Annotated in this window: 24 protein-coding genes and 1 tRNA gene; 13 read left to right on the top strand and 12 right to left on the bottom strand. The window is 69.7% G+C overall.

Features of this window, described 5'->3' with window-relative positions:
* Positions 1–71: 71 nt before the first annotated feature.
* Complete coding sequence (locus tag ACY34J_RS10395; RefSeq protein ID WP_462726078.1) at positions 72–818, bottom strand: nucleotidyltransferase domain-containing protein; 747 nt, start codon at positions 816–818, stop codon at positions 72–74.
* 480 nt (positions 819–1,298) lie between these two features.
* Between ACY34J_RS10395 and ACY34J_RS10390 the strand changes: the two genes are divergently transcribed.
* From ACY34J_RS10390 to ACY34J_RS10380, 3 genes are all read left to right on the top strand, one after another.
* Complete coding sequence (locus ACY34J_RS10390; protein WP_462726079.1) at positions 1,299–1,625, top strand: phosphotransferase; 327 nt, start codon at positions 1,299–1,301, stop codon at positions 1,623–1,625.
* A gap of 54 nt (positions 1,626–1,679) precedes the next feature.
* Positions 1,680–1,937 (top strand): hypothetical protein, encoded by a 258-nt coding sequence (locus ACY34J_RS10385; RefSeq protein ID WP_462726080.1) that lies wholly within the window; start codon positions 1,680–1,682, stop codon positions 1,935–1,937.
* A 337-nt stretch (positions 1,938–2,274) separates the two neighbouring features.
* Positions 2,275–3,588: an MFS transporter gene (locus ACY34J_RS10380; RefSeq protein WP_462726081.1), complete on the top strand. Its 1,314-nt coding sequence runs from the start codon at positions 2,275–2,277 to the stop codon at positions 3,586–3,588.
* Between the two features lie 537 nt (positions 3,589–4,125).
* On the opposite strand, the gene ACY34J_RS10375 is transcribed toward ACY34J_RS10380, so the two are convergent.
* Positions 4,126–4,617 carry a hypothetical protein gene (locus tag ACY34J_RS10375; RefSeq protein WP_462726082.1) on the bottom strand — a complete coding sequence of 164 codons (492 nt, stop codon included), beginning with the start codon at positions 4,615–4,617 and terminating at the stop codon, positions 4,126–4,128.
* A 13-nt stretch (positions 4,618–4,630) separates the two neighbouring features.
* Complete coding sequence (locus ACY34J_RS10370) at positions 4,631–5,674, bottom strand: hypothetical protein (protein WP_462726083.1); 1,044 nt, start codon at positions 5,672–5,674, stop codon at positions 4,631–4,633.
* A gap of 292 nt (positions 5,675–5,966) precedes the next feature.
* Here ACY34J_RS10370 and ACY34J_RS10365 point away from each other — a divergent pair, with 292 nt between their 5' ends.
* The 3 genes from ACY34J_RS10365 (at position 5,967) to ACY34J_RS10355 (ending at position 7,705) form a co-directional block, all read left to right on the top strand.
* The gene (locus tag ACY34J_RS10365) at positions 5,967–6,542 is read left to right on the top strand and encodes a glycine-rich domain-containing protein (RefSeq protein ID WP_462726084.1); all 576 of its coding nucleotides are present in this window, start codon (positions 5,967–5,969) and stop codon (positions 6,540–6,542) included.
* Positions 6,543–6,615: 73 nt separating this feature from the next.
* Positions 6,616–7,278 (top strand): class I SAM-dependent methyltransferase, encoded by a 663-nt coding sequence (locus tag ACY34J_RS10360; RefSeq protein WP_462726085.1) that lies wholly within the window; start codon positions 6,616–6,618, stop codon positions 7,276–7,278.
* A 19-nt stretch (positions 7,279–7,297) separates the two neighbouring features.
* A complete protein-coding gene (locus ACY34J_RS10355; RefSeq protein ID WP_462761950.1) occupies positions 7,298–7,705 on the top strand; it encodes a site-specific integrase in 408 nt (135 codons plus the stop codon).
* Between the two features lie 73 nt (positions 7,706–7,778).
* Here ACY34J_RS10355 and ACY34J_RS10350 read toward each other — a convergent pair.
* The 7 genes from ACY34J_RS10350 to galU all read right to left on the bottom strand — a co-directional run bounded on the left by ACY34J_RS10350 (position 7,779) and on the right by galU (position 13,378).
* Positions 7,779–7,852 (bottom strand) — tRNA-Ala (locus ACY34J_RS10350).
* A 101-nt stretch (positions 7,853–7,953) separates the two neighbouring features.
* Complete coding sequence (gene sepX / locus ACY34J_RS10345; protein WP_462726086.1) at positions 7,954–9,180, bottom strand: divisome protein SepX/GlpR; 1,227 nt, start codon at positions 9,178–9,180, stop codon at positions 7,954–7,956.
* Positions 9,181–9,331: 151 nt separating this feature from the next.
* Positions 9,332–9,955: a GNAT family N-acetyltransferase gene (locus ACY34J_RS10340; protein WP_462726181.1), complete on the bottom strand. Its 624-nt coding sequence runs from the start codon at positions 9,953–9,955 to the stop codon at positions 9,332–9,334.
* A complete protein-coding gene (locus ACY34J_RS10335; protein WP_462726087.1) occupies positions 9,952–10,455 on the bottom strand; it encodes a MogA/MoaB family molybdenum cofactor biosynthesis protein in 504 nt (167 codons plus the stop codon). Before ACY34J_RS10335 ends, ACY34J_RS10340 begins: the two co-directional genes overlap by 4 nt.
* Positions 10,452–10,934, bottom strand: coding sequence for a cyclic pyranopterin monophosphate synthase MoaC (gene moaC / locus ACY34J_RS10330; RefSeq protein WP_462726088.1), 483 nt, complete (start codon positions 10,932–10,934; stop codon positions 10,452–10,454). Before moaC ends, ACY34J_RS10335 begins: the two co-directional genes overlap by 4 nt.
* Before the next feature lie 127 nt (positions 10,935–11,061).
* Entirely contained in the window at positions 11,062–12,357 is a 1,296-nt protein-coding gene (gene glp / locus ACY34J_RS10325; protein WP_462726182.1) for a molybdotransferase-like divisome protein Glp, read from the bottom strand.
* 118 nt (positions 12,358–12,475) lie between these two features.
* Positions 12,476–13,378, bottom strand: a complete 903-nt coding sequence (galU, locus tag ACY34J_RS10320; protein WP_462726089.1) for a UTP--glucose-1-phosphate uridylyltransferase GalU — start codon at positions 13,376–13,378, stop codon at positions 12,476–12,478.
* An 81-nt stretch (positions 13,379–13,459) separates the two neighbouring features.
* Here galU and ACY34J_RS10315 point away from each other — a divergent pair, with 81 nt between their 5' ends.
* Entirely contained in the window at positions 13,460–14,062 is a 603-nt protein-coding gene (locus tag ACY34J_RS10315; protein ID WP_462726090.1) for a 5-formyltetrahydrofolate cyclo-ligase, read from the top strand.
* A 319-nt stretch (positions 14,063–14,381) separates the two neighbouring features.
* Here ACY34J_RS10315 and ACY34J_RS10310 read toward each other — a convergent pair whose 3' ends face one another.
* Positions 14,382–17,108 (bottom strand): penicillin acylase family protein, encoded by a 2,727-nt coding sequence (locus ACY34J_RS10310; RefSeq protein WP_462726091.1) that lies wholly within the window; start codon positions 17,106–17,108, stop codon positions 14,382–14,384.
* A gap of 172 nt (positions 17,109–17,280) precedes the next feature.
* On the opposite strand from ACY34J_RS10310, the gene ACY34J_RS10305 reads away from it, so the two are divergent.
* The 6 genes from ACY34J_RS10305 to mscL all read left to right on the top strand — a co-directional run bounded on the left by ACY34J_RS10305 (position 17,281) and on the right by mscL (position 22,780).
* A complete protein-coding gene (locus ACY34J_RS10305) occupies positions 17,281–18,813 on the top strand; it encodes a potassium/proton antiporter (RefSeq protein WP_462726183.1) in 1,533 nt (510 codons plus the stop codon).
* A 349-nt stretch (positions 18,814–19,162) separates the two neighbouring features.
* A complete protein-coding gene (locus ACY34J_RS10300; protein ID WP_462726184.1) occupies positions 19,163–20,389 on the top strand; it encodes an MFS transporter in 1,227 nt (408 codons plus the stop codon).
* 66 nt (positions 20,390–20,455) lie between these two features.
* On the top strand, positions 20,456–20,812 hold the full coding sequence (locus tag ACY34J_RS10295) for an FmdB family zinc ribbon protein (RefSeq protein WP_462726092.1): 357 nt from the start codon (positions 20,456–20,458) through the stop codon (positions 20,810–20,812).
* A gap of 95 nt (positions 20,813–20,907) precedes the next feature.
* Complete coding sequence (locus tag ACY34J_RS10290; protein ID WP_462726093.1) at positions 20,908–21,771, top strand: S-methyl-5'-thioadenosine phosphorylase; 864 nt, start codon at positions 20,908–20,910, stop codon at positions 21,769–21,771.
* A 256-nt stretch (positions 21,772–22,027) separates the two neighbouring features.
* Positions 22,028–22,186 carry a hypothetical protein gene (locus ACY34J_RS10285; RefSeq protein WP_462726094.1) on the top strand — a complete coding sequence of 53 codons (159 nt, stop codon included), beginning with the start codon at positions 22,028–22,030 and terminating at the stop codon, positions 22,184–22,186.
* Positions 22,187–22,291: 105 nt separating this feature from the next.
* Positions 22,292–22,780 (top strand): large conductance mechanosensitive channel protein MscL, encoded by a 489-nt coding sequence (gene mscL / locus ACY34J_RS10280; RefSeq protein ID WP_462726095.1) that lies wholly within the window; start codon positions 22,292–22,294, stop codon positions 22,778–22,780.
* A 16-nt stretch (positions 22,781–22,796) separates the two neighbouring features.
* Here mscL and ACY34J_RS10275 read toward each other — a convergent pair whose 3' ends face one another.
* The gene (locus ACY34J_RS10275; RefSeq protein WP_462726096.1) at positions 22,797–22,976 is read right to left on the bottom strand and encodes a hypothetical protein; all 180 of its coding nucleotides are present in this window, start codon (positions 22,974–22,976) and stop codon (positions 22,797–22,799) included.
* Positions 22,977–23,114: the final 138 nt, after the last annotated feature.

Raw genomic sequence — 23,114 nt, 5'->3', positions numbered from 1 at the left:
CGTTGACCGTGACTGACCGCCTGATCTGGCATGCGTCTGGCACGTGAGGCCACAGCCTCGCCTGCCGGAGGCTACGGCGCAACACGCTCGATCGTGGACCGGACGAAGGTTCGGGCCAGCCGGGCGCGACGGTACCGCTTCCAGGGCGGAGAGGCGGGGCGCTCAGGGTCGTAGCGGCGGGCACGAATGTCGCGCACGACCTCAGCCGGGGCCCCGAGGCCGGTGAGCACGTCGAGGGCTTCGCGCTTCGTGATCAGCCGCCCATCACTCAAAGTGACCGTCGCGCGGGCAAGCGTCAGCATGCCAAGATCGACCCATACGTCCCGCGTCCACAGCAATGGTTTCCCGGTAGCGGGGTGCCAGAACTCGCGCAGGTCAGCGCGAACGAATGCCGCTAGTTCCTCGTCGCTAACGGGTGGCACCAGGCCGGCAGGCTCCGGACCGTACAGACACAATGCACCCGACAGCAGCTCGCGACGGCTTACCGGGGAGACCGGTCGTTCAAACAGCTCCTGATGCGCCCATGTCAGATGCGGCTGTGACGCGCTGGCGAAGCGAGAGCGAATCACGTACGAGCAGTGCAGCGTCGCGGCCAGCTCTGTCTTCGCGATGAGCGCTTCATGCAGCGTGCGCAGCCGCTCCCGATGCACGCCGGTGAGGTCGTCCGCAACGACGGCCACCAGATCCAGGTCGCTGCGCCCCAACTGGAAGTCGCCAAGCGCCAGGGATCCGTGCGCCCACAGGGCTATCAGAGGCACTACTTCCTGGACTTCATCAGAGAAGCGTTCCAGGAGCGTTGTTACCTCACCGTTGGTCATGGCGGGGAGTCTCTCAGTTCCTGAATGGCAGATGTGCCGTCGCGCATGATCTTGGCTCGCGACGTCTTCTTGCCTTGGGTGTTACCGTCATTGTCGTCGTTGGTCGCCCTTGAGCGGCCTCGCACGGCCCAGAGACGGCCCAAACAACCGAGGGAAGAGGTCCGGATCGCACCTTAAATTGGCTGCTCATCTCACGCCAGCGCGTGCACCATGACACGATGACTAGAGCCGAACCACCTCTTGAGGCATTGTCCTGGGCTGCGGAGGTCGCGGGTTCCGTCGCCTTGGCACGGCCTGTCCAACGACTCACCGGGGGTACTCACGCAGCCACCCACCTCATTGAGACCACCGAACCGCCCGCGGAGATGGTGCTGCAGCGGTACCCGCAGGAGGACGACGCTGCGGCACGGCACGCAAAAGCACTGGTCGCCCTTGAGGGTTTGGACGGCTGGGCTCCGCGCTTGCTGGACGTCGACCCGGATGGGCGTCGGTGCGGAGCCTTCAGTCCTAGTCTCACGGCTTGCTGGCAGAGCTGATCTTATGCCGACCTCCCCCAACGACGTGGCCGCCCAGCTAGGTCAAGTGCTGGCCCGGGTCCATGCCGTTCCGCTAACGCGACTCGGCGGCCTTCGGGATGGTATGGCCGCCGCTTCGGTTGCAGGTCCCGAGAGTGAAGGGCCTGCCGCCCCGATCTTGGCCACGCATGGCCACCGGCTGAGAGAACAACCGATGGTGCTGACGCACTACGACTACTGGGCGGGCAATGTGCTGTGGCAGGCGGGTCGCATCACTGGCGTGATCGACTGATCGGGAGCATCACTCGCACCACGAGGTTTCGACGTGAGCTGGTGCCGGTTGGACATGGTGCTGATGCACGGCCCGGCTGCGGCCGAGGTGTTCGTGAAGGCTTACGAGGAAGCAGCACAACAGAAAGTGCCCGATCTGGAGCTGTGGGACCTGTCCACCCTGGCAAGGTCCTACAGGACTGTCGAAACATGGCTACCGAACTATCAGGACGTAGGCCGCACCGATCTGACTGGCGCTGAACTACGAAGGCGCCACACCGCATGGACAGAGGAACGCCTCTCAACCCGAGCCTGGGAACAGTTGCCGCTGTGAATCAGTGCGCACGGATAGCGACGCGGTCGGTGGAGTCTCAATGGGCCCTTGAAGCGCCACCGCGCGGTTCTGGAGCCAGTTTGGAAGATCGCGTAACCGGGTGTGCCGTGACCAGGCAAGACGCTGACCTGCGCATCGGTGGGCCGCTCTCCGACGTTCCCCGCTGTTCCCCCGTCGCTTGCTGGCCGATCGGGCACGCAGGGGGCACGCGTGCCCTTCTCGTGCGCTCCCAGGCTGTCAGGGTGATTCTTCCCACACTGTAAGCGGAACGTAGGTGGGCGCGGTCCGACGGAGTAGCAGTTGCCCTAGCGGTCACAGACCGCCAGGATCGCGTCCCATGCCTCGCTTCCTCCCCGACCTCGCCCCCTGGCGGTCTTCCCGCGACTTCCGGCTGATGTGGTGCTCGGGGCTGATCACGAACTTCGGCAGCGCCCTGACCCTGGTGGCCGTGCCCGTCCAGATGAAGGAGATGACCGACTCACCCCTGGCAGTCGGCGCAGTTGGCGCAGTCGAGCTGATACCGCTCATCCTCTTTGGGCTCTATGGTGGTGCGCTGGCAGACGCCCTCGACCGCCGCAAGCTGATCGTGTACACGGAGGCGGCACTCGGTCTGCTGGTGGTCGCCCTCATGGCCAACGCGCTGCTTCCCCACCCCATGGTCTGGCCGCTGTACGTCGTCGCGGCGCTGAGCAGCGCCCTCGGCGGCCTGCAGCGCCCGGCGCTGGACGCGATGGTGCCCCGCGTCGTCCCGCACGACCAGCTCACCGCAGCCAGCGCCCTCAACGCCCTGCGTTGGCAGATCGGTTCGATCGCGGGCCCGTCCCTGGCGGGCCTCCTCATCGCCCTCGCCGGTCTTCAGTGGGCGTACGTCATCGACGTCGCCACCTTCGCCGTCTCGGTCGCCCTCAGCCTGCGCCTGCGGCCGTGCCTGGCCCCGCGCGGCGCCGGGAAGCCGTCGCTCCGCTCGATCGCGGACGGCGCACGCTACGCGTGGAGGCGCAAGGAGTTGCTCGGCACCTACGCCGTCGACGTGGCCCAGACCGGCCTCGGGTTCCCCATCGCGGTCTTCCCCTTCCTCGCCGACGACCTGGACGCACCCTGGTCCCTGGGGCTGATGTACGCGGCGCTGCCGGCCGGTGCTCTCGTGGTGAGCCTCACCAGCGGCTGGTCGTCCCGCATCCATCACCACGGCCGCATGCAGATCCTCTCGGCCACCACGTTTGGCCTCACGATGACGATGGCGGGCCTGGTGCACAACGTCTGGCTGGTGCTGCTCCTTCTCACCGTTGCGGGCGGCTGCGACACGATCAGCGGCATCTTCCGCCGGACGATCTGGAACCAGACGATCCCTGACGAGCTGCGCGGCCGCCTCGCTGGCTTCGAGATGCTCTCCATCGCGGGCCTTCAGCTGGGCCAGGTCCGCGCCGGGGGCATGGCCGCCCTCGTCGGCGTCCGCACCTCGGTCTGGTCGGGCGGCCTTATGTGCGTGGCCGCCGCCGGCCTGCTAGCCATCTCGCTGCCGAAGCTGATGTCCTACGACGCCCGGACCGATGAACATGCTGCGCGTCAACGCATGATCGCAGCAGAGAGACATGACTCCACTGCCGTGGACACCGGCGTGCCCAGTGAGGATAGGCAGTCCCAACGCTAGAAGAAGTACACAGCCCCCGAGCGCTCAGGGGGTCGTCGCTTCCCGAAGTTGTCGGAGTTCTGGGCCGTATCCGACTTCATCTTGGAGCATGACCCGCTGGTACGCGGCCATGTCTACGGGCGCTGACCCTCGAAGATCGGCGTAGCGACTTTGGCCGGGAGCTGCTTTGGCGCGAGTGATCATGGCCCCGTAAGCTTCCGGCGCGTCGGGCAGTCTGTGGACCTGCCCGGTAAAGCACGACGCTGGGGCCATGATCTTCGAGGCTCGCGCCAAAGTGGCTGGCTAAAGTGGTGGAGCCGACCGCCCCAGCCACAGAGGGTTTCTCCTACCCCATGCCCGCAGCCGCTAGCGCGCCGCCGGGCGCGGCCAGCCGGGGCGGAGACAAGAGGCAGGCCGTGCCGCAGAGGCGGCGCGCGCCCGCGCCGTGCGCGGGCCTTGATGACGTAGAGAAACCTGTAACAGCCCCACCAACTCCCTAGTGTGTCCGGTCCCGGTAGGCGCCTTCCGGAGTCGTCGCTGGGGCGACGCTTGATGCATTCACATTCGACGTGCTGCGCCCTCTGGCCACACCACGTGCACCGGAAGTCCGGCCTCCCGAGCGGCGAGTACCACGTCGGCGGTGCCGCCGCCGTTGCCGCTCGGTGGCTGCTCTCCGTTCCATACCGCGACGACACGGTCAGCGCGCTCGAGAAGGACCTTGTTGGCCGCTTCGTACGCCTCGCGGTTCGCTGCCTCGTAGGGCATGACCAGCACCTCGTGAGCCGCCTCCATCAGCCGGTCGAAAACCGGGGCGTGATCAGGCTTCACCTTCGCCTGCCGGTAGTCCCGTGACGGCAGCACGACGATCAGGCGGCCGCCGGCCTCCAGCAGCGCCTCCGCGAACAGGCTGTCGGAGCCGCGAGCAATGCACGACAGGCCCACCAGCTCACCACCGGCGTACGGGCTCAGCGCCTCGCGCAGGCCCGCACGTACCATCTCCACGCTGTCGTCGGTGAGGTCCATGTGCCCGGTCACCGCGATCGTCGTCACGCTGCTCTACCTCTCAACTCGCCAACAGCTCGCGGATCCTACCGCGCGCTCCTCGGACGGCTTGTGATGCTCCATGGCCCACCGTGTACGGGTACAGCTGGCTGAGTTGTGTCCGGACCCGGGCTGACTGAGTGAGCTCCGCAGCCTCTACCGCGTGGTGGGTGTGCTCCACGGCCCCGGAGAGGTCACCCATGAGGAAGTGGCACTCGGCAAGCCCGATCCGGTCCAGGGCGTGACTGCGACCAGCCTCCGGGCCGCGGTGGTCGAGAGCGCGGCGGATCTGGTTCGCAGCGGCATCCGCGTGGGCGGTCGGGTCTTGGCGGGCGAGATCGAGGAGTCGGCCGCCAGTGACTCCGGAGAGCTCGGCCTCGTCGAAGTAGCCAATCCAGTAAGGCTCTTCGCCATGCACGGCGCCGGCAAGTGCCTCTCGGGCCTGCTCGGTCGCCCGCCAGAAGGCTGCATACCTGCCCATGGCCGACAGCGCCCATGCCTCACGGGTGTGCAGCATGGCGCGCAGGCGCGGGCCAGCGATGCCTCGGGAGCCGTCCTGGGCGAGCCGTACGAGTTCCAGGGCGTCCTGGGGCCGGTCGCAGTAGAGCATCTGCCGGGCCATGCCCGCCAGCACGTTGGCGCCGAACACGGTGTCCTGCCCAGCGTGTGAGGAGCGGAGCGCCAGGCGGTAGTAGTCCTGGGCGCGGCGCTGGAGGCCGGAGTCCCAGGCCATCGTTGCCGCGTTGCCGGCGAGATGTGCCATGACGCGGTAGAGGCGTTGTTCGATGGCGGGCGCCTGGTGCTCGTCGAGGGCAGTGGCTACCTCGTTGAGCAGGCCGAGGACGGCCTTACGGCGGAGCCCCCCGCCGTAGTGGTGGTCCCAGCGGCGGAAAGCGCGGGCAGTCTGCTCCAACTGGTCGACATGGCGTTGTCCAAGGCGACTCCGGCTGCGGGTTGACTCGGCGGCCGCAGGGGGCTGGCGCCAGCCCTCCAGCGGGTCGAGCAGGGCGGCGCCGGTCACAACTGTGGCCGCCAGGGCGCGCGCGGCTGCGCGGCGGTCCATCATCAGGTCGCTCCTTGATAGGCGGGCGGCCAGGTCCGTGGTGGCGTAAGGAAGCCATGGGACCTCAATGGTGCCTGGCCGTTCACCCGCCGACGCTGACGGCTGTTCGTCCTGCGGCTCCTGCTGTTGCCCTTCCCATGGCCGCGGGGCGAGCCCCAGCAGGTTCCCGGGGATGCGCAGGCCATCTGCGATGCGCGCAATGACCTCGAAGGAAGTGACCTGCTGCGATCCGCTGATGATCGCGGACTGAGTTGCGCCGTGTCCCGTAAGCCCGCGCCGCCCACGGCAACGCCCGTTGGCGGCCCGCCAACCCCCGCCCCCGCCGCAGCGCCTGTCGGCGACCGGGGCGGGCCAAGCCTTCCTCACTGGGAGGCATCACCTACAGCCCAGGAGGCACTGTGACCGTCATGGTGGAACAGTCCACCGCCACCGACCCCAGGACGCTCCTCAGCAAGGACATCCTCGACCGGCTCGCGTCCCGCATCGTCAAGGACCACCCGGACATCGCCTGCCGCTCGCCGAACGGATCGTCGCCCAGACGGCCGGGTTCCTCAAGGCCGGTGCCGACCACCCCAACACCCCGCTGTCACCGAGCGAGACCGTCGACATCGGCTGGCACACCTTCATCCTCCACACCTACGAGTACGCCGCCTTCTGCGGAAGCATCGCCGGACGCTTCATCCACCACGTCCCCGCCGACCCGGAGATGGGTGAACGCGGCACCGCCGCGGTGGCCCGGCAACGTACGTTGGACGCCATCACCGCATCCGGATATGCCGTCGACCTTGAGTTGTGGCCCGAGGTAGCCGACTGCAGCCAGTGCCACGCCGGCTGCACCGACAGCCCCAACAGCGGCAAGAAGAAGGCGTAGGAAGACACGATGCGTCTGCCCAGCCGTCCGGCCCGCGCCGGGCGGCTGGCCCTACGAGCGGAGCAGATCTCACATGGCAGAGACGGCCTGGGACACCTACGCACAGCAGAGGCCCGAGCGACGGCTGGTGAACGCCGCAGGCGAGACAACGTGGTTCAACTGGACGCAGTACCCCGATCACGGACCCGGTGCTGAAGTACTTGGCGTCGGCCCCGGATCGGCCGTACTGGAGCTGGGGTGCGGCAAGGGCGGGAACCTGGCGCACGTCGCATCCCTCGGTGCCCGGGCTGTCGGCGTCGACCTATCCCTCGCGCAGCTCAAGGCCGCAAGCGCCCGGTGGGCGGACACCGTCACGATGGAGCTGCACCAGGCCGACGCGCTCGAATTCCTGGCCCACTGCCCGGACACCTTCGACGCCGTCTTCTCCGTCTTCGGCGCCGTCTGGTTCACCAACCCCGCCCTGCTTCTCCCGGCAATCCGGGAACGGCTACGCCCTGGGGGCGTGTTGGCCTTCTCCCAACGGCCGCCGATCGAAGAGTGCTATGGCTGTCAAACCTCGTACATCAATCGGTCGGAAGACGAGGACCCGCTCGTCGTGAAGCGCTGGGACTACGAGCCGCAGCGCTGGGCTGAGATCCTGAGCGAGTACGGGTTTACGGCCGCTGCGGCCCGGATCCTGGCCGCCCCGCCTGGCCCGCGCAAGATCGGCACGATGCTCGTCCGAGTGACCGCCTGACCCACCTTTCTTCGCCCCGCTGTCCCCTCCCGGGTGGCGGATCCGCCACCGGCGCTGCCCCGCTCCGCGAGTCGCTGCACGCACATCGCATTCGCCCGCCAAACAAGCGGCTCGGGAGCTGTGGACCAACTCCGGCTTCGTATTCACCACCCGCTACGGCACGCCGATAAAACCGCGGAACTTCAACCGTGAGTTCGCTGCCCGGTCGGCCAAGGCTGGTGTGCGTAGGATCCGGCTGCACGACACTCGGCACACCTGCGGATCGCTGCTCGCCGCGCTCGACGTTCACCCGCGCATCGCGATGCAGATCCTTCGGCACAGCAAGATCGCCGTGACGATGGAGGTCTACACCCACGTTCCGTCCGAGGCAACCCGCAAGGCGCTGCGGAAGCTCGGCAAGCACCTGGACGGGCAAGATCGGAAGTAGTTGCTGTACTTCGCTGCTGTACGGCGCGACAAAGCCCCTGCCGGATCTCTCCGACAGGGGCTTTGAGCTGCGGTGGACCTGAGGGGATTTGAACCCCTGACCCCCTCGATGCGAACGAGGTGCGCTACCGGTCTGCGCCACAGGCCCTTGCAACGGGTGAAACTCTAGCATCCCCGTTGGGGTGCCTGGAAATCCATTCCCGTGCTGGTCACCGGACTACCCGGGGCACCCCAGCACGGGACCGGAGGTCACTCGTTGGCGGCGCGCGGGCGGTCCTGGTCGGCGTACTGGTCGAAGAGCGGCGTGCGACCGCGCTCACGGGCGCGGCGGCCCGGAGCCTGGCGGCCGCCGGCAGGCCGCGTGGGCACGTCGGCCTCCACGGCACCACTGCCCGCCGCGGCCGGCTCGGCGGAGCTGGAGCGGGCCGAGCTCCAGGCGTCCGGCGCGTCGAGATCAACGCTGCCCGTGGCACGTGGTGCGACCGGGGCGGTCACGTACGTGGGCAGCGGCACCGGGACCGGGTCCCAGCTGCCGCCCTCCGCCGCGCCGCGCTCCCGCTCGCGCTGCTGGTCGACCCACTCCGCATGGTCGGTCTGCTCGACCAGAGCGCGACGGCCTGCCGCCAGCGACGAGGTCGGGGCGGCGCCCGGCGCCGCCGGCGCGGAGCCGGCAGCGGTCTCACCGTCGCGCCGTACAGCGGCCCCGGAGTCACCCTGGCCGGCGGGCTCCGGCTGGCGGACGGTGCGCGTACGGTGCTCGCGCAGCCTCTGGGCGGCGGCCTCCGCGCGGCGCTGGTCCATGACGAATGCGAAGCGGCGGCGCTCCTGGATGCGCAGATGCACGATGTACGCGCTGAGCAGCACAGCGGGTACGGCGGGCGCCCACAGGAAGGCGAGGCCGCCCACCGCGGCGACGATCGACCCCAGGGTGAAGGCGAGGAAGAGCACCGTGGTAGTGCGCCGGCGGCGCGCGAGGACCTTCGAGCGCCGGGCGCGCTCGGCGGTGGATGCGATCGGCCGACCGGCGGGCCGCGCGGCCGGGGCGTCCGTACGGCCGGTCCGCTCCGGGCGCTCCGGCTGCTCGGGCGGCTGGGGCTGCTCGGGCGGCTCGGGCGGCTCGGGCTGCGAGTGACCGTTGCCCGTCTCGTCGACGCGGACGGTCGCGGCATGGGACGCGGATACGGCAAAGGCCCGGACGTCGACCGTGTCGGTCACAGCGTCCGGGTCGGCCACGCCCAGCTCCGGTTCGGCGGTGGCGGATACGTCGCCGCCCACGTCGTCGGAGTTGCGCTCCTCCAGGTCCTTGGCGTAACGGCGCTCCATTCCCGCCCGTCCGGACAGAAGCCGGATGGCGGTGCTGAAGCGTTCCGTCGGACGGGCTTCATTGAGCTCGTCCTGCCTACGGAGCCACATCGGCACCAAGTAGGCGGCCCAGGCCCCGACGATGACTGCATAGATGAGGCCGCTGCTGCTCACGCCTCACACGGTAGAGGGGTTTGCGTGAGGCCATCTGCCAATTGGCGCGGTGTGTCGCACGATCTGGCTGATATCTCGATCCTTTTCTGTGATTGATGAGATCGCCAGCCTGCAAATACGGTCAATTCCCCGGCATTTTCGAACACTTATTTTATTTACGTGCAGTGCCAGGCCTAACCTGATGCCAACGGTTCACCAGGCCTTCGGGGACCTCCTCGGCCGTCAGCGCGTAGACCAGGTGGTCACGCCAGGCGCCGTCGATGTGGAGATAGCGCAGCCGCAGTCCTTCTTCGCGGAATCCGAGTTTCTCCACGACCCGGCGGCTGGGCGCGTTCTCCGGCCGGATGCACACCTCGATGCGGTGCAGTCCGATCGTCCGGAAGCAATGGTCGACCGCCAGTGCGACGGCGGTCGGCATGACGCCGCGGCCCGCGACGGCCTCGTCGATCCAGTAGCCGATATGGGCCGAGCACATCGAGCCCCAGGTGATTCCGGCGACGGTCAACTGCCCGGCCAGTTCGCCCTGGTACTCGATGAGGAACGGCAGCATCCGGCCGGCACTCGCCTCCGCCCGCAGGTGACGCACCATTTGCCGGTAGGTGGGCCGCTGGGTGAGGGGTCCGCCGGGCGTCGGCGGCGGGATGGTCGCTTCCCAGGGCCGCAGCCAGTCGCGGTTGCGCCGGTTGACCTCTCGCCAGGCCCGCTGGTCGCGCAGCTTGATGGGGCGGAGAACGGTGTCGCCATCCGCAAGCTCGACCGGCCAGGGTGCGTTCAGTGGGTACTCCCCGCGGGTCTGGGGTGATCGCCGCCGCGGATCTGATCGACGGCGTGGACGAGCAGGCGCTGCAGGACGGCGAGGCCGTCGCGGACACCGCCGGTGGAGCCGGGGAGGTTGACGATCAACGTCGTTCCGGCGACTCCGGCCACGCCCCGGGAGAGCGCCGCGGTGGGGACCTTGGCCAGGCCCTCGGCCCGGATGGCCTCCGGGATGCCGGGGACCTCGTAGTCGAGGACGCGGCGGGTCATGTCGGGGGTGCGGTCGGTCGGCGAGATTCCGGTGCCGCCGGTGGTGACCACCACGTCGTATGCGTCGGCGACGGCCTCCCGCAGCGCCTTCTCGACCGGCTCGCCGTCGGGGACCACGTGCGGCCCGTCGACCTCGAAGCCCATGCCGGTCAGGCCCTCGACCAGCAGCGGGCCACCCTTGTCGGCGTACACACCGGCCGCCGCCCGGTTGGAGGCGGTGACGACACAGGCGCGGTAGGCGGCGGTCACGACGTACGGCTCCAGTCCCCGGACTTGCCTCCGGTCTTCTCCTCCACCCGGACGTCCGTGATGACCGCGGCCTTGTCGACGGCCTTCACCATGTCGATCACGGTGAGGGCGGCGACGGTGACGGCCGTCAGCGCCTCCATCTCGACGCCCGTACGGTCGGTGGTCTTGACGGTGGCCAGGATCTCCACGGCGTCGTCGGCCACCGACAGATCGACCTTCACGCCGGATACGGCGAGCGGGTGGCACAGCGGGATCAGGTCCGGGGTGCGCTTGGCTCCCATGATGCCCGCGATCCGGGCGGTGGCGAGGGCGTCGCCCTTGGGAACGCCCTCGCCGCGCAGCAGCTCGACGACGCGCGGGGAGACCAGGACCCGCCCGCTCGCCCGGGCCGTGCGCGTCGTGACGTTCTTCTCCGATACGTCGACCATGCGGGCGGCACCCGCCTCGTCGAGGTGCGTGAAGTCGCGCTCCGTGTTCATGGCCGAAAAGTACTCCCGGTGGATCTGCGTGGGCAGACACGGTACCGGCATCGCGGCAGGTCGGCAGCCCGGGGCCGGTCAGCGGGAGCTCAGCGGCCCTCGGCAGGCGCTCGGCGGAGGCGGATGCTCAGCCGAGCAGCACGACGTCCAGCTCGGTGCCGGGCTCGACCGCCGTGGTGTCCTCGGGGATCACGATCAGCGCGTTGGCGCGGGCGAGGGCGGCGACCAGGTGGGACCCGGCTCCGCCGACCGGGATGATACGGCCGGCCTTCTCGTCCGGCCCGGACGGCTGGTAGCTGCCGCGCAGGAACTGCCGCTTGCCGGACGGCGAGGCGAGCGCCTCGTCGGCGTCGAGCCGGGCCCGTACCACCCTGCGCTCCTGCGGCTCGAGCCCCATGAGCGCCCGGATCGCGGGACGGACGAACAGCTCGAAGGAGACATAGGAGCTGACCGGGTTGCCGGGCAGGGCCAGCAGCGGGGTACGGTCGCCGCCGATGAGTCCGAAGCCCTGCGGTTTGCCGGGCTGCATGGCGAGCTTGCGGAACTCCACGCGGCCCGCGCCCTCGTCGAACTGGGACAGCGTTTCCTTCACCACGTCGTACGCACCGACGCTCACGCCGCCGCTGGTGACGACGAGGTCGGCGCGGACCAGCTGGTCCTCGAGGGCGGCGCGCAGCGTCTCGGCGTCGTCGGAGACGGCTCCGACGCGGTAGGCGATGGCTCCGGCGTCGCGGGCCGCCGCGGTGATCGCGAAGCTGTTGGAGTCGTAGATGCGGCCGGGGGTCAGTTCCTCGCCGGGCTGTACGAGCTCGCTGCCGGTGGACATGACGACCACGCGCGGGCGCGGGCGGACCTTGACGGTGCTGCGTCCGATGGCCGCGAGCAGGCCGATCTGCGGCGGGCCGAGGACCGTACCGGCCGGCAGGGCGAGGTCTCCGGCCCGCACATCGCTGCCGCGGGCGCGCACATGCTGCCCGGCCTGGGCCCCGCGGTAGATCCGGACCTCCCCGCCGGCGCCCTCGGGAGCGGCAGCGTGGGCGCGCATGGTGGCGGCGGGGCCCTCGCCCGTGCCGCCGTCGGTCCACTCCACGGGGACCACGGCCTGCGCGCCGGGCGGCATGGCAGCGCCGGTCATGATGCGGGCGGCCTCGCCGGGGCCGACGGTCGGCAGCTCGCCGCTGCCCGCCGCGATGTCCCCGATGACGGTGAGGACGACCGGGTTCTCCTCGGACGCGCCCTGGACATCGGCGGTACGGACCGCGTAGCCGTCCATGGAGCTGTTGTCGAAGGGCGGCAGCGCGCCGGGGACGGTGACGTCCTCGGCGAGGACGCAGCCCTGGGCATCGAGGAGTTGCAGCTCTATGGGCTCCAGCGGGCAGATGTGCCGCAGGATGTCCTCGAGGTGCTCGTCCACCGACCAGATCCGCCCCTCGGCCCCGGCCGCTGACGTACCGGCGTGGTCGGCCGCGCCTACCGCCGCGCCGTGGCTCGCATAGCCGAGCCCGGCGGACGCGGCGGCCTGTTCGGTACTGCTCAAAGTGCTACATCTCCTCGGTGACATAACTGCGAAGCCAGGTCCGGAACTCCGGTCCCAGATCTTCACGCTCGCACGCGAGTCTGACAATGGCACGCAGGTAATCACTGCGGTCCCCGGTGTCGTAGCGGCGGCCCTTGAAGACCACGCCATGCACGGGGCCGCCGAGGCTCGGGGTCTCGGCGAGGGTACGGAGGGCGTCGGTCAGCTGGATCTCGCCGCCGCGGCCGGGCCGGGTTTTGCGGAGCACATCGAAGATGGCGGGGTCGAGGACGTAGCGGCCGATGATGGCGTAGTTGCTGGGCGCCTCGGCGGGGTCGGGCTTCTCGACGAGGTTGGTGACCTGCACCACGTCCGCGTCGTTGGTGGCCTCGACGGCGGCGCAGCCGTAGAGGTGGATCTGCTCGGGGTCGACCTCCAGCAGCGCGATGACGGTGCCACCGCGCTCCTCCTGGACCTCGATCATGCGGGAGAGCAGCGGGTCGCGGGGGTCGATCAGGTCGTCGCCGAGCAGGACCGCGAAGGGCTGATCGCCGACGTGCGGAGCGGCGCACAGGACGGCGTGCCCGAGGCCCTTGGGGTCGCCCTGGCGGACGTAGTGGATGGTCGCGAGGTCGCTGGACTCCTGGACACGGGCGAGGCGCGAATCGTCGCCCTTGCGGCGCAGAGCCTCTTCGAGCTCGTAGTTGCGGTCGAAGTGGTCCTCCAGGGGGCGCTTGTTGCGGCCCGTGACCATGAGGACGTCGGGGAGACCGGCGGTGACGGCTTCCTCCACCACGTACTGAATCGCTGGTTTGTCCACCACCGGCAGCATTTCCTTCGGTGTGGCCTTGGTGGCCGGGAGGAATCGGGTGCCGAGTCCGGCGGCTGGGATGACAGCCTTGCTAATCCTGGAGCGCGATTCAGTCATGCGGAGAACCATAACCGCTACCTATGAGTGGAACGTGAAGGTCCAGTTAATAAGGTCGCATAGGAGAGGTTTGTACGCACCATGAGCGGCATTGAGACTACGAAACGCGAGTTGCGGCGAGATCTCCTCGCAGTGAGGGCCGGGTTGACAGCGGATGACATCCGCGAGACGGAGCCTGTTCTCGTTCGGCGCGCCCTGGAGCTGCCGGAGCTCGCGGAGGCGCGCACGGTGGCGGCGTATGTGTCGGTGGGGCGCGAGCCGGGAACGCGCGCGCTGCTCGACGCATTGCGCGCGCGGGGGGTGCGGGTGCTGCTGCCGGTGCTGCTGGAGGACAACGACCTCGACTGGGCCGTATACGAGGGCGCCGACCGGCTCATACGGGCCGCCAAGGGGCTGCGGGAGCCGGATGGGCAGCGGCTGGGGCCGGACGCGATCACCAGGGCGGACGCGGTCCTGCTGCCCGGTCTTGCGGTCGACGAGCGGGGCATGCGGCTGGGGCGCGGCGGCGGCAGCTACGACCGGGTCCTGGCGCGGCTGGCCGCCTCCAGCGCGGATCCGGCGCTGGTGGTGCTGCTCCACGACAACGAGCTGCTCGCGGAGGTGCCGGCCGAGGAGCACGACCGCCCCGTACACGCGGCGGTAACCCCCTCGGCGGTCCGCCGGTTCGCCCCGACCCTGGGATAACCGCTTTCCTCGCCCGGACATGCCACCGCCCGCTCCAGTCCCCGACCCTGGGATAACCGCTTTCCGCGCCCGGACATGCCACCGCCCGCCCCGGTCCTGGGGCGGGCGGGCGGAAAACCCTCCGGCACGCAGTGCCGTGCACCTCTGCGAAGGCCACGGGCTGTGAAGCTTGCGCCGCGCAGGCACATCCCGGCACTCGGCAACGCAGGCTTGCCGCTCAGAAAGGGGCCCGCCCGCCCGCCCCTGAACCTGGGGCGGGCGGGCGGGCGGGGAAACGCCTCGGCGCGCAGCGCTGGGTGTGGACCCCCAGCGGGAGGCGCTACGGCGTCAGGGCCAGCGTGTCCTCCGTCCCCGCCTGGACCTTCCCGTCACTGAACGCCCACGGCAACAGCTCGCCCTTCGTCCACTTCTCCGTCTGGTCGCTGTAGTGCGCGTTGTAGGCGTGTCCCGACGCACCGGTGAGGTTTATCCAGCGCGACTTGTCGAGGTTCCCGAGGTTGACGATCATCCTCATCGACGGCACCCAGATCACCTCGTAGCCGCCCGCCGCGTTCCAGCCGGTGGCGTTCACGGCCGCCTCGCCGCCGCCCAGGTTCCACGGCCCGCGGTTGAACACCCCCTGCAGAAACCCGGGGCCGTCGGTGCCCAGGGTCTGGTTCTTCAGGGTCAGCCGGTGCAGCCGGCCCCAGCTCCAGGTGTCGATGTCCTTGCCGAGCTTGGCGGTCAGCTCCCAGCGGGCGTCCTTCATGGCGTGTGCGAGCAGCTCGTCACGGTTGCGGTCACCGGGGGTGCGGGAGGTCCCGGAGGTCTTCCACCACTCGTTGTTCTCGTCGTCCAGGATGCTGCGGACGACCTCGTACCAGCGGTCGCCGCCGTCCGGCTGAGCCTGGTCGGGCGCGCGCTCGCCGCACTCCCGTGCCAGCCGGGCGTTGCCGTTCAGGTCTTCCAGTGGGGCGGAGTCGTCGGCCGGCCGCACCCACAGGCACTGGCCCTCCACCCGCAGCTCCTTGGGCAGCTTGTTGCCGAAGGAGAGCTTGAGGATGTTGCGCCAGACCGCGTTGAAGTAGGCGGCCGGGGCCGAGTCGGCGTCCTGGGTGTAGTCCCAGCCCTCGAGCGCCTTCTGCGCCTCGCGGACGTACGGGTCCTTGATGTCGATCTTGAGCAGCAGCGGGGTCAGCAGCTCGGCGATCTCACTGCTGTTGTCCATCTGCATAGCCGTCATGTCGTCCGTCGAGATCTTGCCGCCGTCCTTGATCTTCGACTGGATGAGATCGTTGATCCGCTGGCTGCGCGCGCCGTAGCCCCAGTCGTCGGTGAGCAGGTAGGGGTACTTCCGCTGGTCGATCACGGCCTGGTTGGCGGTGACGATGTAGCCGCGCTTGGGGTTGTACTCATACGGCAGCGCGGACTGCGGGATGTAGCCCTTCCACCGGTAATGCGAGTCCCAGCCGGGCGCCGGGTAGCGGCCGTCGCCCTTGCCGCGGATCGGAATCTGGCCGGGCGCCTGGTAGCCGATGTTGCCCTTGGTGTCGGCGTAGATGAGGTTCTGCGAGGGGACGGCGAAGTCGCGCGCCCCGGCCCGGAACTCGGCGAAGTTCTTCGCGGTGTTCAGCGTGAAGAGGCCGTCCATGGTCTTGCCGGGAGTGAGGGCCGTCCAGCGCAGGGAGACGGCGTAGCCGCTGCCGCGGTCCGGGGCCACGGCGCCGACCGGCGCCTGCTTGCCGACCTTGCCCAGTTCCTCGCTGCGGTCGGAGACGATCGGCCCGTTGTCGGTGGAGCGGACGGTGATGTCGCGGTCGGAGCCGCCCGCGACCTTGATGGTCTCCTTGCGGGTCCTGAAGGGGACCTGCCTGCCGTCCTGGAGGTAGCCGGCGCTGGTGATCTTCTCGAGGTAGAGGTCGGAGACGTCGGCTCCGAGGTTGGTCATGCCCCAGGCGATGTCCTGGTTGTGGCCGATTATCACGCCCGGCATGCCGGAGAAGGTGAAGCCTGCCACGTCAAAGCGGCAGGCGGCGCTGACGTTACGGCAGTGCAGGCCCATCTGGTACCAGAGCGAGGGCATCTGGGGCGCCAGGTGCGGGTCGTTGGCCAGCAGCGGCTTACCGGTCGCGGTGTGCTGCCCGGAGACGACCCAGGAGTTGGAGCCGATGCCGTTGCCGTGCGGGCCGAGCAGCGCCGGGATCTTGTCGAGCGTGGCGGAGAGCGAGGACAGCTGGGTCTGCACGCCCCGGGCCGCGCCGGCGAGGCCCGCCTGGGTGCCCGTTCCGCTGCCGGTGGCGCCGCCCTCGGGGTCAAAGACCTTGCCGTGCACCGTACCGCCGTCCACGATCGGCTCGTTCCGGTCGTACGGGTAGCGGGGGTAGAGCTCCTCGATCTGCTCGGGCGTGAGGCGGCTGGACATCAGCGAACGGTCGATCTCCTCCTGCATGTTGCCGCGCAGGTCCCACGCCATGGCCTTGAGCCAGGCGACCGAGTCGACCGGGGTCCACTTCTGCGGCATGTAGTCGTTCGTGAAGCCCAGGGCCGCGTACTCGGCCGACAGTGCCCCGTCTTCGTGGTCCTTCAAGTAGGCGTTGACACCGTCGGCGTAAGCCCGGAGGTACTTCTTCGTCCGCGGTGACAGCAGGTGGTCGTACTCCTGCTGCGCGACCCTGCGCCAGCCGAGCGTGCGCAGAAACGCATCGGTCTCGACCTGTCCCGGGCCGAACATCTCGGAGAGCCGGCCCGCGGTCAGGTGCCGGCGGACATCCATCTCCCAGAAGCGGTCCTGGGCCTGGACGAAGCCTTGGGCGCGGAAGAGGTCCTCGTCGGTGTCCGCGTACACCTGCGGGATGCCGTAGCCATCGCGCTTGACCTGAACCGGTCCGGACAGCCCTTTGAGCTTGATCGAGCCGGTGGTCTCCGGGAAAGAAGCGCGCACGGTGCTGGCGCTCCAGTACGAGCCGTAGCCGAACCCCGCCACGAGCAGCAGCACGACTGCGAGGACGAGGAGGCGGGCGCGTCGACCCTTCTTCTTGCCGGAAGAGCCGGTTTTGTTGGCGGGCATCGCTGTCCTTAAAGGGGCAGGGTGATCCTGGGAGTGCTGGAGCAACGATAGGACGCAGCACCTGACGGGCCCCTACGGGGAGTCGTGCTCGCGCAGCGCAGCGCGCGAACCGGCGTCAAGAACCCGTAAAATATTAGGTAGGGCAACGAAGTTCCGGTCGGCCAGAAGGGATATTTCCGGTCGATCCGCAAGAAAGGGCCAGCCGCTGACTGTTCACCACCTCAATCAACTCCTGCTGATCTGCTCGCTGGTCCTCCTCTTCGCAGTGGCCGCGGTCCGGCTCTCCTCGCGCAGCGGGCTGCCCAGCCTGCTCATTTATCTGGGCATTGGTGTCGCCATAGGGCAGGACGGCATCGGAGTGGCGTTCAACAACGCCGAGTTGACTCAATTGATCGGTTATGCGGCACTGGTGGTGATTCTTGCCGAGGGTGGTCTCGGCACGAAGTGGCGGGAGATAAAGCCGGCGCTGCCGGAGGCGGCGGTGCTCTCGACGGTCGGCGTGGCCATCAGCGTGGGGATCACCGCGGCGGCGGCGCACCACCTGGTGGGCCTGCCCTGGCGGCAGGCACTGATCATCGGTGCGGTGGTGTCCTCCACGGACGCGGCGGCGGTCTTCTCCGTACTGCGGCGGGTGCCACTTCCCCCGCGTCTCACGGGTGTTCTGGAAGCCGAGTCCGGCTTCAACGACGCCCCGGTGGTGATCCTGGTCGTCGCCTTCTCCGCACCCGGGCCCATCCAGCCCTGGTACGTGCTTCTCGGCACGATCGTGCTGGAGCTGGCCATCGGCGCGGCGATCGGCCTGGCGGTGGGCTGGGCGGGCGCGTACACGCTGCGACGCGTGGCACTGCCGGCGTCCGGCCTGTATCCGATCGCGGTGATGGCCATCGCGGTGGTGGCATACGCCGGGGGCGCACTGGCGCACGGCAGCGGCTTCCTCGCCGTCTACCTCGCCGCGCTGGTCCTGGGCAACGCGAAGCTCCCGCACTGGCCGGCGACCCGCGGGTTCGCCGAGGGCCTGGGCTGGATCGCCCAGATCGGAATGTTCGTCCTGCTCGGCCTGCTGGTGACCCCGCATGAGCTGGGCAACGACGTCGTGCCGGCGATCATCGTCGGACTGGTGCTGACGCTGCTGGCGCGGCCGGTTTCGGTGCTGGTGAGCACGGCGCCGTTCCGTACGCCCTGGCCGGAGCGGATCCTGCTGTCCTGGGCCGGGCTGCGCGGCGCGGTCCCGATTGTGCTGGCGACGATCCCGGTGGTCGCCCAGGTTCCCGGCAGCCGGCGGATCTTCAACATGGTCTTCGTGCTCGTGATCGTCTACACCCTGGTGCAGGGGCCGACGCTGCCCTGGCTCGCGCGGCGGCTGCACCTGGGGGACCGCGAGACGGCGGCGGACCTGGGCATCGAGGCCGCACCGCTGGAGCGGCTGCGCGGGCATCTGCTGTCGGTCACGATCCCGCGCTCCTCCCGGATGCACGGGGTGGAGGTCGGCGAGCTGCGGCTGCCGCCCGGGGCCGCGGTCACCCTGGTGGTGCGGGACGGAAAGAGCTTTGTGCCATCGCCGTCGACCGCGCTGCGGCGCGGGGACGAGCTGCTGGTCGTCGCGACGGACCAAGTGCGAGATACCACGGAGAAGCGGCTGCGAGCGGTCGCCAGGGGCGGCAAGCTCGCCGGGTGGCTCGGAACGGACAGCCCAGCCCCCCGTTGATCACAGGCGAACCCTCAGGATGGCGGCCTACATCACAGGCATTCGCAAACAAAGGCCTGTACAATCAAGCCCGCAACAACCAACACCACTCTGCCTGATGCAGAGCTGGCGCGACCGCACGGCGGCCGCGGTCCCCTGCCACCTGGGTGCCCCCATGGTGCGGACCCGGTATCTACCCCGGTTCTGCGCGAGAGGACAGCTCTCGGCGCGCCCCGAGCCCCGGGGCGTTGCTACCAGGCGGCAGAAAGGCACGGCCGTGGCATCCACGGTCACCGACGTCAGCAAGGTCACCAATCCTGCCAAGGCCGCTGAGCCCACCGGCGCCACCACGCGCCCCGGTTACGGACAGCTGCTGCGCACCCCCGGCGCATGGACGTTCCTGCTGCCCGGCTTCGCCGCCCGGCAGCCCTTCGCGATGCTCACCATCAGCATCGTGCTGCTGGTCCAGCACACCTCCGACTCGTACGGTTCGGCGGGCGCCGTCGCCGCCGTCACCGGCATCTCGATGGCCCTCTTCGCACCGCAGAGCGGCAAGCTCGCGGACCGCTTCGGGCAGCGCGCGGTCCTGGTGCCCGGCGTGGTCCTGCACGCGGCGGCCATCGGGCTGCTGACGGCGCTCGCACTGGCGCACGCGCCCCTGTGGGCGCTGTTCGCTTCGGCCGTCCCGGCCGGCGCCTCGGTGCCACAGATCGGGCCGATGGTGCGAGCCCGCTGGGCGGCGCAGCTGGACGGCACCCCGCTGATGTCCACCGCGGCGGCCTTCGAGTCCGTCACGGACGAGCTCACCTTCGTCATCGGGCCGGTACTGGCGACCGCGCTGTGCACGGGGGTGCATCCGGCGGCGGGCCTGATCGCGGAGGGCGCGCTGACCCTGGCCGGCGGGCTGATGTTCGCGGCCCAGCGCCGTACCGCGCCGCCCACGAGCCGGGTCGCGGGCGCCGGGCGTCACAAGCCCGCCTCGGCACTCACCGTGCCGGGCGTACGGGTGCTGGCCGTGGCCTTCCTCGGCATCGGCTCCGTCTTCGGCGGGATGCAGGTCTCGCTGACCGCCTTCGCCGAGGAGCTGGGGCAGCCGGGCATGAACGGCCTGCTGTACGGGATCTTCGCGGCCGGCAACATGCTCGCCGGGGTGGCCTGCGGTGCTATCGCCTGGCGCAGTTCGCCGCAGCGCCGGCTGCTGGCCGGATACGCGGCGCTGGCGCTGGCGTCCTCGGTGCTGTGGGCGGCGCACTCGCCGCTGCTGCTGGGCGCGCTGGGGCTGCTGGTCGGTCTGTGCATCGCGCCGTCGCTGATCACCGGCTACACGCTGGTGGAGGCGCTGGTTCCGGCCACGGCCCGCACCGAGGCGTTCACCTGGCTGACGGGCTCGGTGGCGCTGGGCCAGGCCGCGGCCGTGACGGTCGCCGGGCGGCTCGCGGACGGCTTCGGCTCGAGCGCCGGATTCACCGTGCCACTGGCCGGAACAGGGCTGGCGCTGCTGACGGTGGCGGCGCTGCGCAGCCGGCTTGTGCCACGGCGCGCGGCGCGGGGCGCCGCGCGTGGGGTCGGTCACCGTGCGCCCGCTGCAGTGGACTGATCCAGCGGAATACTGCACTATGGATCGTCGTTAGCACTCACCAGGTAAGAGTGCCAGGAGGAGCAAGTGCCGACCTATCAGTACCAGTGCACCGAGTGCGGCGAGGGCCTCGAGGCGGTGCAGAAGTTCACCGACGAGGCGCTCACTGAGTGCCCCAGCTGCGAGGGCCGCCTGCGCAAGGTGTTCTCGGCGGTCGGTGTCGTCTTCAAGGGCTCCGGTTTCTACCGGACCGACAGCCGGAGCACGTCGTCCAGCAGCAGCCAGGCGAAGGCGGCCGCCTCGACGAAGAGCGACAGCTCGTCCTCGGGCAGTGGCTCGGACTCCTCGTCCGGCTCGTCCTCGGGCAGTGGCTCGGACTCCTCGTCCGGCTCGTCCGCCGCCGGCTCGTCGTCGACGGCTTCCTCGTCCTCGTCGGCTGCCTGACGACCACACATGACCTGCGGACCCCGCCGCCTCGCCTCGAGGCGGCGGGGTCCGGTCGTGCTCCGGCTCGCCACGTCGGGCTCTAAGGTGTCCGCATGGTCGAGACGAGCGCGCACGCGGACAGCGTCCCTCAGGCGGAAATAGGGGTCATCGGCGGATCGGGGTTCTACTCCTTCCTCGACGACGTGACCGAAATCACAGTGGAGACTCCCTACGGGTCGCCGAGCGACTCACTGTTCCTCGGCGAGGTGGCGGGCCGCCGGGTGGCGTTCCTGCCGCGGCACGGCCGCAAGCACCACCTTCCGCCGCACCGCATCAACTACCGCGCCAACCTGTGGGCGCTGCGCTCGCTTGGCGTGCGGCAGGTGCTGGGACCGTGCGCGGTGGGCGGGCTGCAGCCGGAGTACGGCCCGGGGACGCTGCTGGTGCCTGACCAGCTGGTGGACCGCACGAAGGCACGTACGCAGACGTACTACGACGGAGAGCCCCTGCCTGACGGCAGCATGCCGAACGTGGTGCATATGGCCTTCGCCGACCCGTACTGCCCGGCGGGGCGCACGGCTGCGGTCGCAGCGGCGCGCGGGCGCGGCTGGGAGCCTGTGGACGGCGGGACGCTGGTGGTGATCGAGGGGCCGCGTTTCTCGACCCGGGCGGAGTCGTGGTGGCACGCGGCGCAGGGCTGGGCGGTGGTCGGGATGACCGGGCATCCGGAGGCGGTGCTGGCTCGGGAGCTGGAGCTCTGCTACACGTCGCTGACGCTGGTCACGGACCTGGACGCGGGGGCCGAGACGGGCGAGGGCGTCTCGCAGGAGGAGGTGTTCCGGGTGTTCGCCGAGAACGTGGGGCGGCTGCGCGAGGTGCTTTTCGACGCGGTGGCAGCGCTGCCGGCGACGGACGAGCGGGACTGCCTGTGCACGCGGGCGCTGGAGGGCATGGACACCGGCCTCCAGCTGCCGTAGTCATTCCTCGGAGTGACCAGGTTGTCCACAACCTGGGGGTAGTCCACAGGCCCAAGCGGGGGCCGGGAAAGCCGTGCATCGTGGGGAGCGTTCCGAGCTAGCCTCATCCCGGCAGGCGGTGGTTGCCATGTCCCCTACGTCCTTGGATCCCTCTCACCGAGCATCCGGCGGTTCCCCTCACCGGATGTTCCCCGGCCGTTCGCACCGGTCGCTTCCGGAGCTTCCGGCGGCCCGGCCCGTTCCTCCGCTGTGCGGGGTGCCGGAGTTCGCTCCGCTGCGGCCCGGGGGCGGCCGGTACCGGCTCCTGCGAGCCGTACGCCGCCGGCGGCGGTCGATGGCGGCCGCGGGCCTGGTACTGGCGGCCGCATTTGTGTCGGCGGCCGCGCCCGGTGTCGAATCCGTTCTGGGGCACTGATGACTTACCGGTTGGCGGAGGGGGAGTGGACAGGGCCGTCCCGGCCTCAACTACATTGCGGAGCTGGCTGTTCCATCCGTCGAGCTCGCAGAGAAAGGCTCCCTGGTGAGCGAGGAGAACAAGGGCGTCCTGGCCGGCTTCAAGCAGTTTCTGATGCGCGGGAACGTGGTCGAACTGGCAGTTGCCGTGGTCATCGGCGCTGCGTTCACCAACATCGTGAACGCCGTGGTGAAGGGCGTCATCAACCCGGTCGTCGGGGCCTTCGGCACCCAGAACCTCGACCACTACACCCTCTGCCTGGGCACCTGCACCAAGAACAAGGCCGGCCAGGTCACCGACGGCGTGCACATCCTGTGGGGCTCGGTCCTCAGCGCGTCGCTGACCTTCCTGATCACCGCGGCGGTGGTCTACTTCCTCATGATCCTGCCGATGAACCGCTACAAGGAGCGTCAGGCTGCGAAGGCCGTACCGGTCGATGCCGGGCCCGCCGAGCTGACCGAGATCGAGCTGCTGACCGAGATCCGCGACGCGCTGGTCGCCGAGCGCGGCGGCTACGAGGGGGGCCGCGTCCCCGCGCAGAAAGAGCAGCGGTAGCGCCGGGGCCGTCGCCCTACAGGTGGTGCGGCGGCTTCTCGTCGAGGAATCGGGCCAGGTCGGCGGTGGTGTCGTCGCCGGTCGGCCGCTCGCCCCAGCCCCGGTCGGTGTCGTCGGTGGACTGCTGGCCAAGAGGGTCGTCAAAGATGATCGCGGCGGCCGGATCGCGAGGTTCGGGCGTAGGGGCAGAGCTCATGGTTCCAGGGTACGGGGGCAGTGCCTTTCTCACGTGCGCTCGCCGTCGCAGCCCATTGGCCAGGGCGGCACATTCGGCCCTGGGGCCTTGGACGCGCAGGCCGATTCCCGAAGGCCAAGATCGTCGAGGAGCATGGCC

It is taken from the genome of Streptomyces sp. HSS9-12, from assembly GCF_054963655.1.
The sequence above is the reverse complement of the archived record's forward strand: the minus strand, read 5'-3'. Positions and strand labels throughout refer to the sequence as shown.

What these genes read in the sequence shown, in the direction of transcription:
- ACY34J_RS10390 (WP_462726079.1), top strand. Translation starts at nt 1,299, where the DNA reads ATGGGCGTCGGTGCGGAGCCTTCAGTCCTAGTCTCACGGCTTGCTGGC.
- ACY34J_RS10360 (WP_462726085.1), top strand. Translation starts at nt 6,616, where the DNA reads ATGGCAGAGACGGCCTGGGACACCTACGCACAGCAGAGGCCCGAGCGA.
- moaC (WP_462726088.1), bottom strand. Translation starts at nt 10,934, where the DNA reads ATGAACACGGAGCGCGACTTCACGCACCTCGACGAGGCGGGTGCCGCC.
- ACY34J_RS10370 (WP_462726083.1), bottom strand. Translation starts at nt 5,674, where the DNA reads ATGATGGACCGCCGCGCAGCCGCGCGCGCCCTGGCGGCCACAGTTGTG.
- ACY34J_RS10310 (WP_462726091.1), bottom strand. Translation starts at nt 17,108, where the DNA reads ATGCCCGCCAACAAAACCGGCTCTTCCGGCAAGAAGAAGGGTCGACGC.
- ACY34J_RS10275 (WP_462726096.1), bottom strand. Translation starts at nt 22,976, where the DNA reads ATGAGCTCTGCCCCTACGCCCGAACCTCGCGATCCGGCCGCCGCGATC.
- ACY34J_RS10290 (WP_462726093.1), top strand. Translation starts at nt 20,908, where the DNA reads ATGGTCGAGACGAGCGCGCACGCGGACAGCGTCCCTCAGGCGGAAATA.
- ACY34J_RS10315 (WP_462726090.1), top strand. Translation starts at nt 13,460, where the DNA reads ATGAGCGGCATTGAGACTACGAAACGCGAGTTGCGGCGAGATCTCCTC.
- ACY34J_RS10385 (WP_462726080.1), top strand. Translation starts at nt 1,680, where the DNA reads ATGGTGCTGATGCACGGCCCGGCTGCGGCCGAGGTGTTCGTGAAGGCT.
- ACY34J_RS10395 (WP_462726078.1), bottom strand. Translation starts at nt 818, where the DNA reads ATGACCAACGGTGAGGTAACAACGCTCCTGGAACGCTTCTCTGATGAA.
- ACY34J_RS10380 (WP_462726081.1), top strand. Translation starts at nt 2,275, where the DNA reads ATGCCTCGCTTCCTCCCCGACCTCGCCCCCTGGCGGTCTTCCCGCGAC.
- galU (WP_462726089.1), bottom strand. Translation starts at nt 13,378, where the DNA reads ATGACTGAATCGCGCTCCAGGATTAGCAAGGCTGTCATCCCAGCCGCC.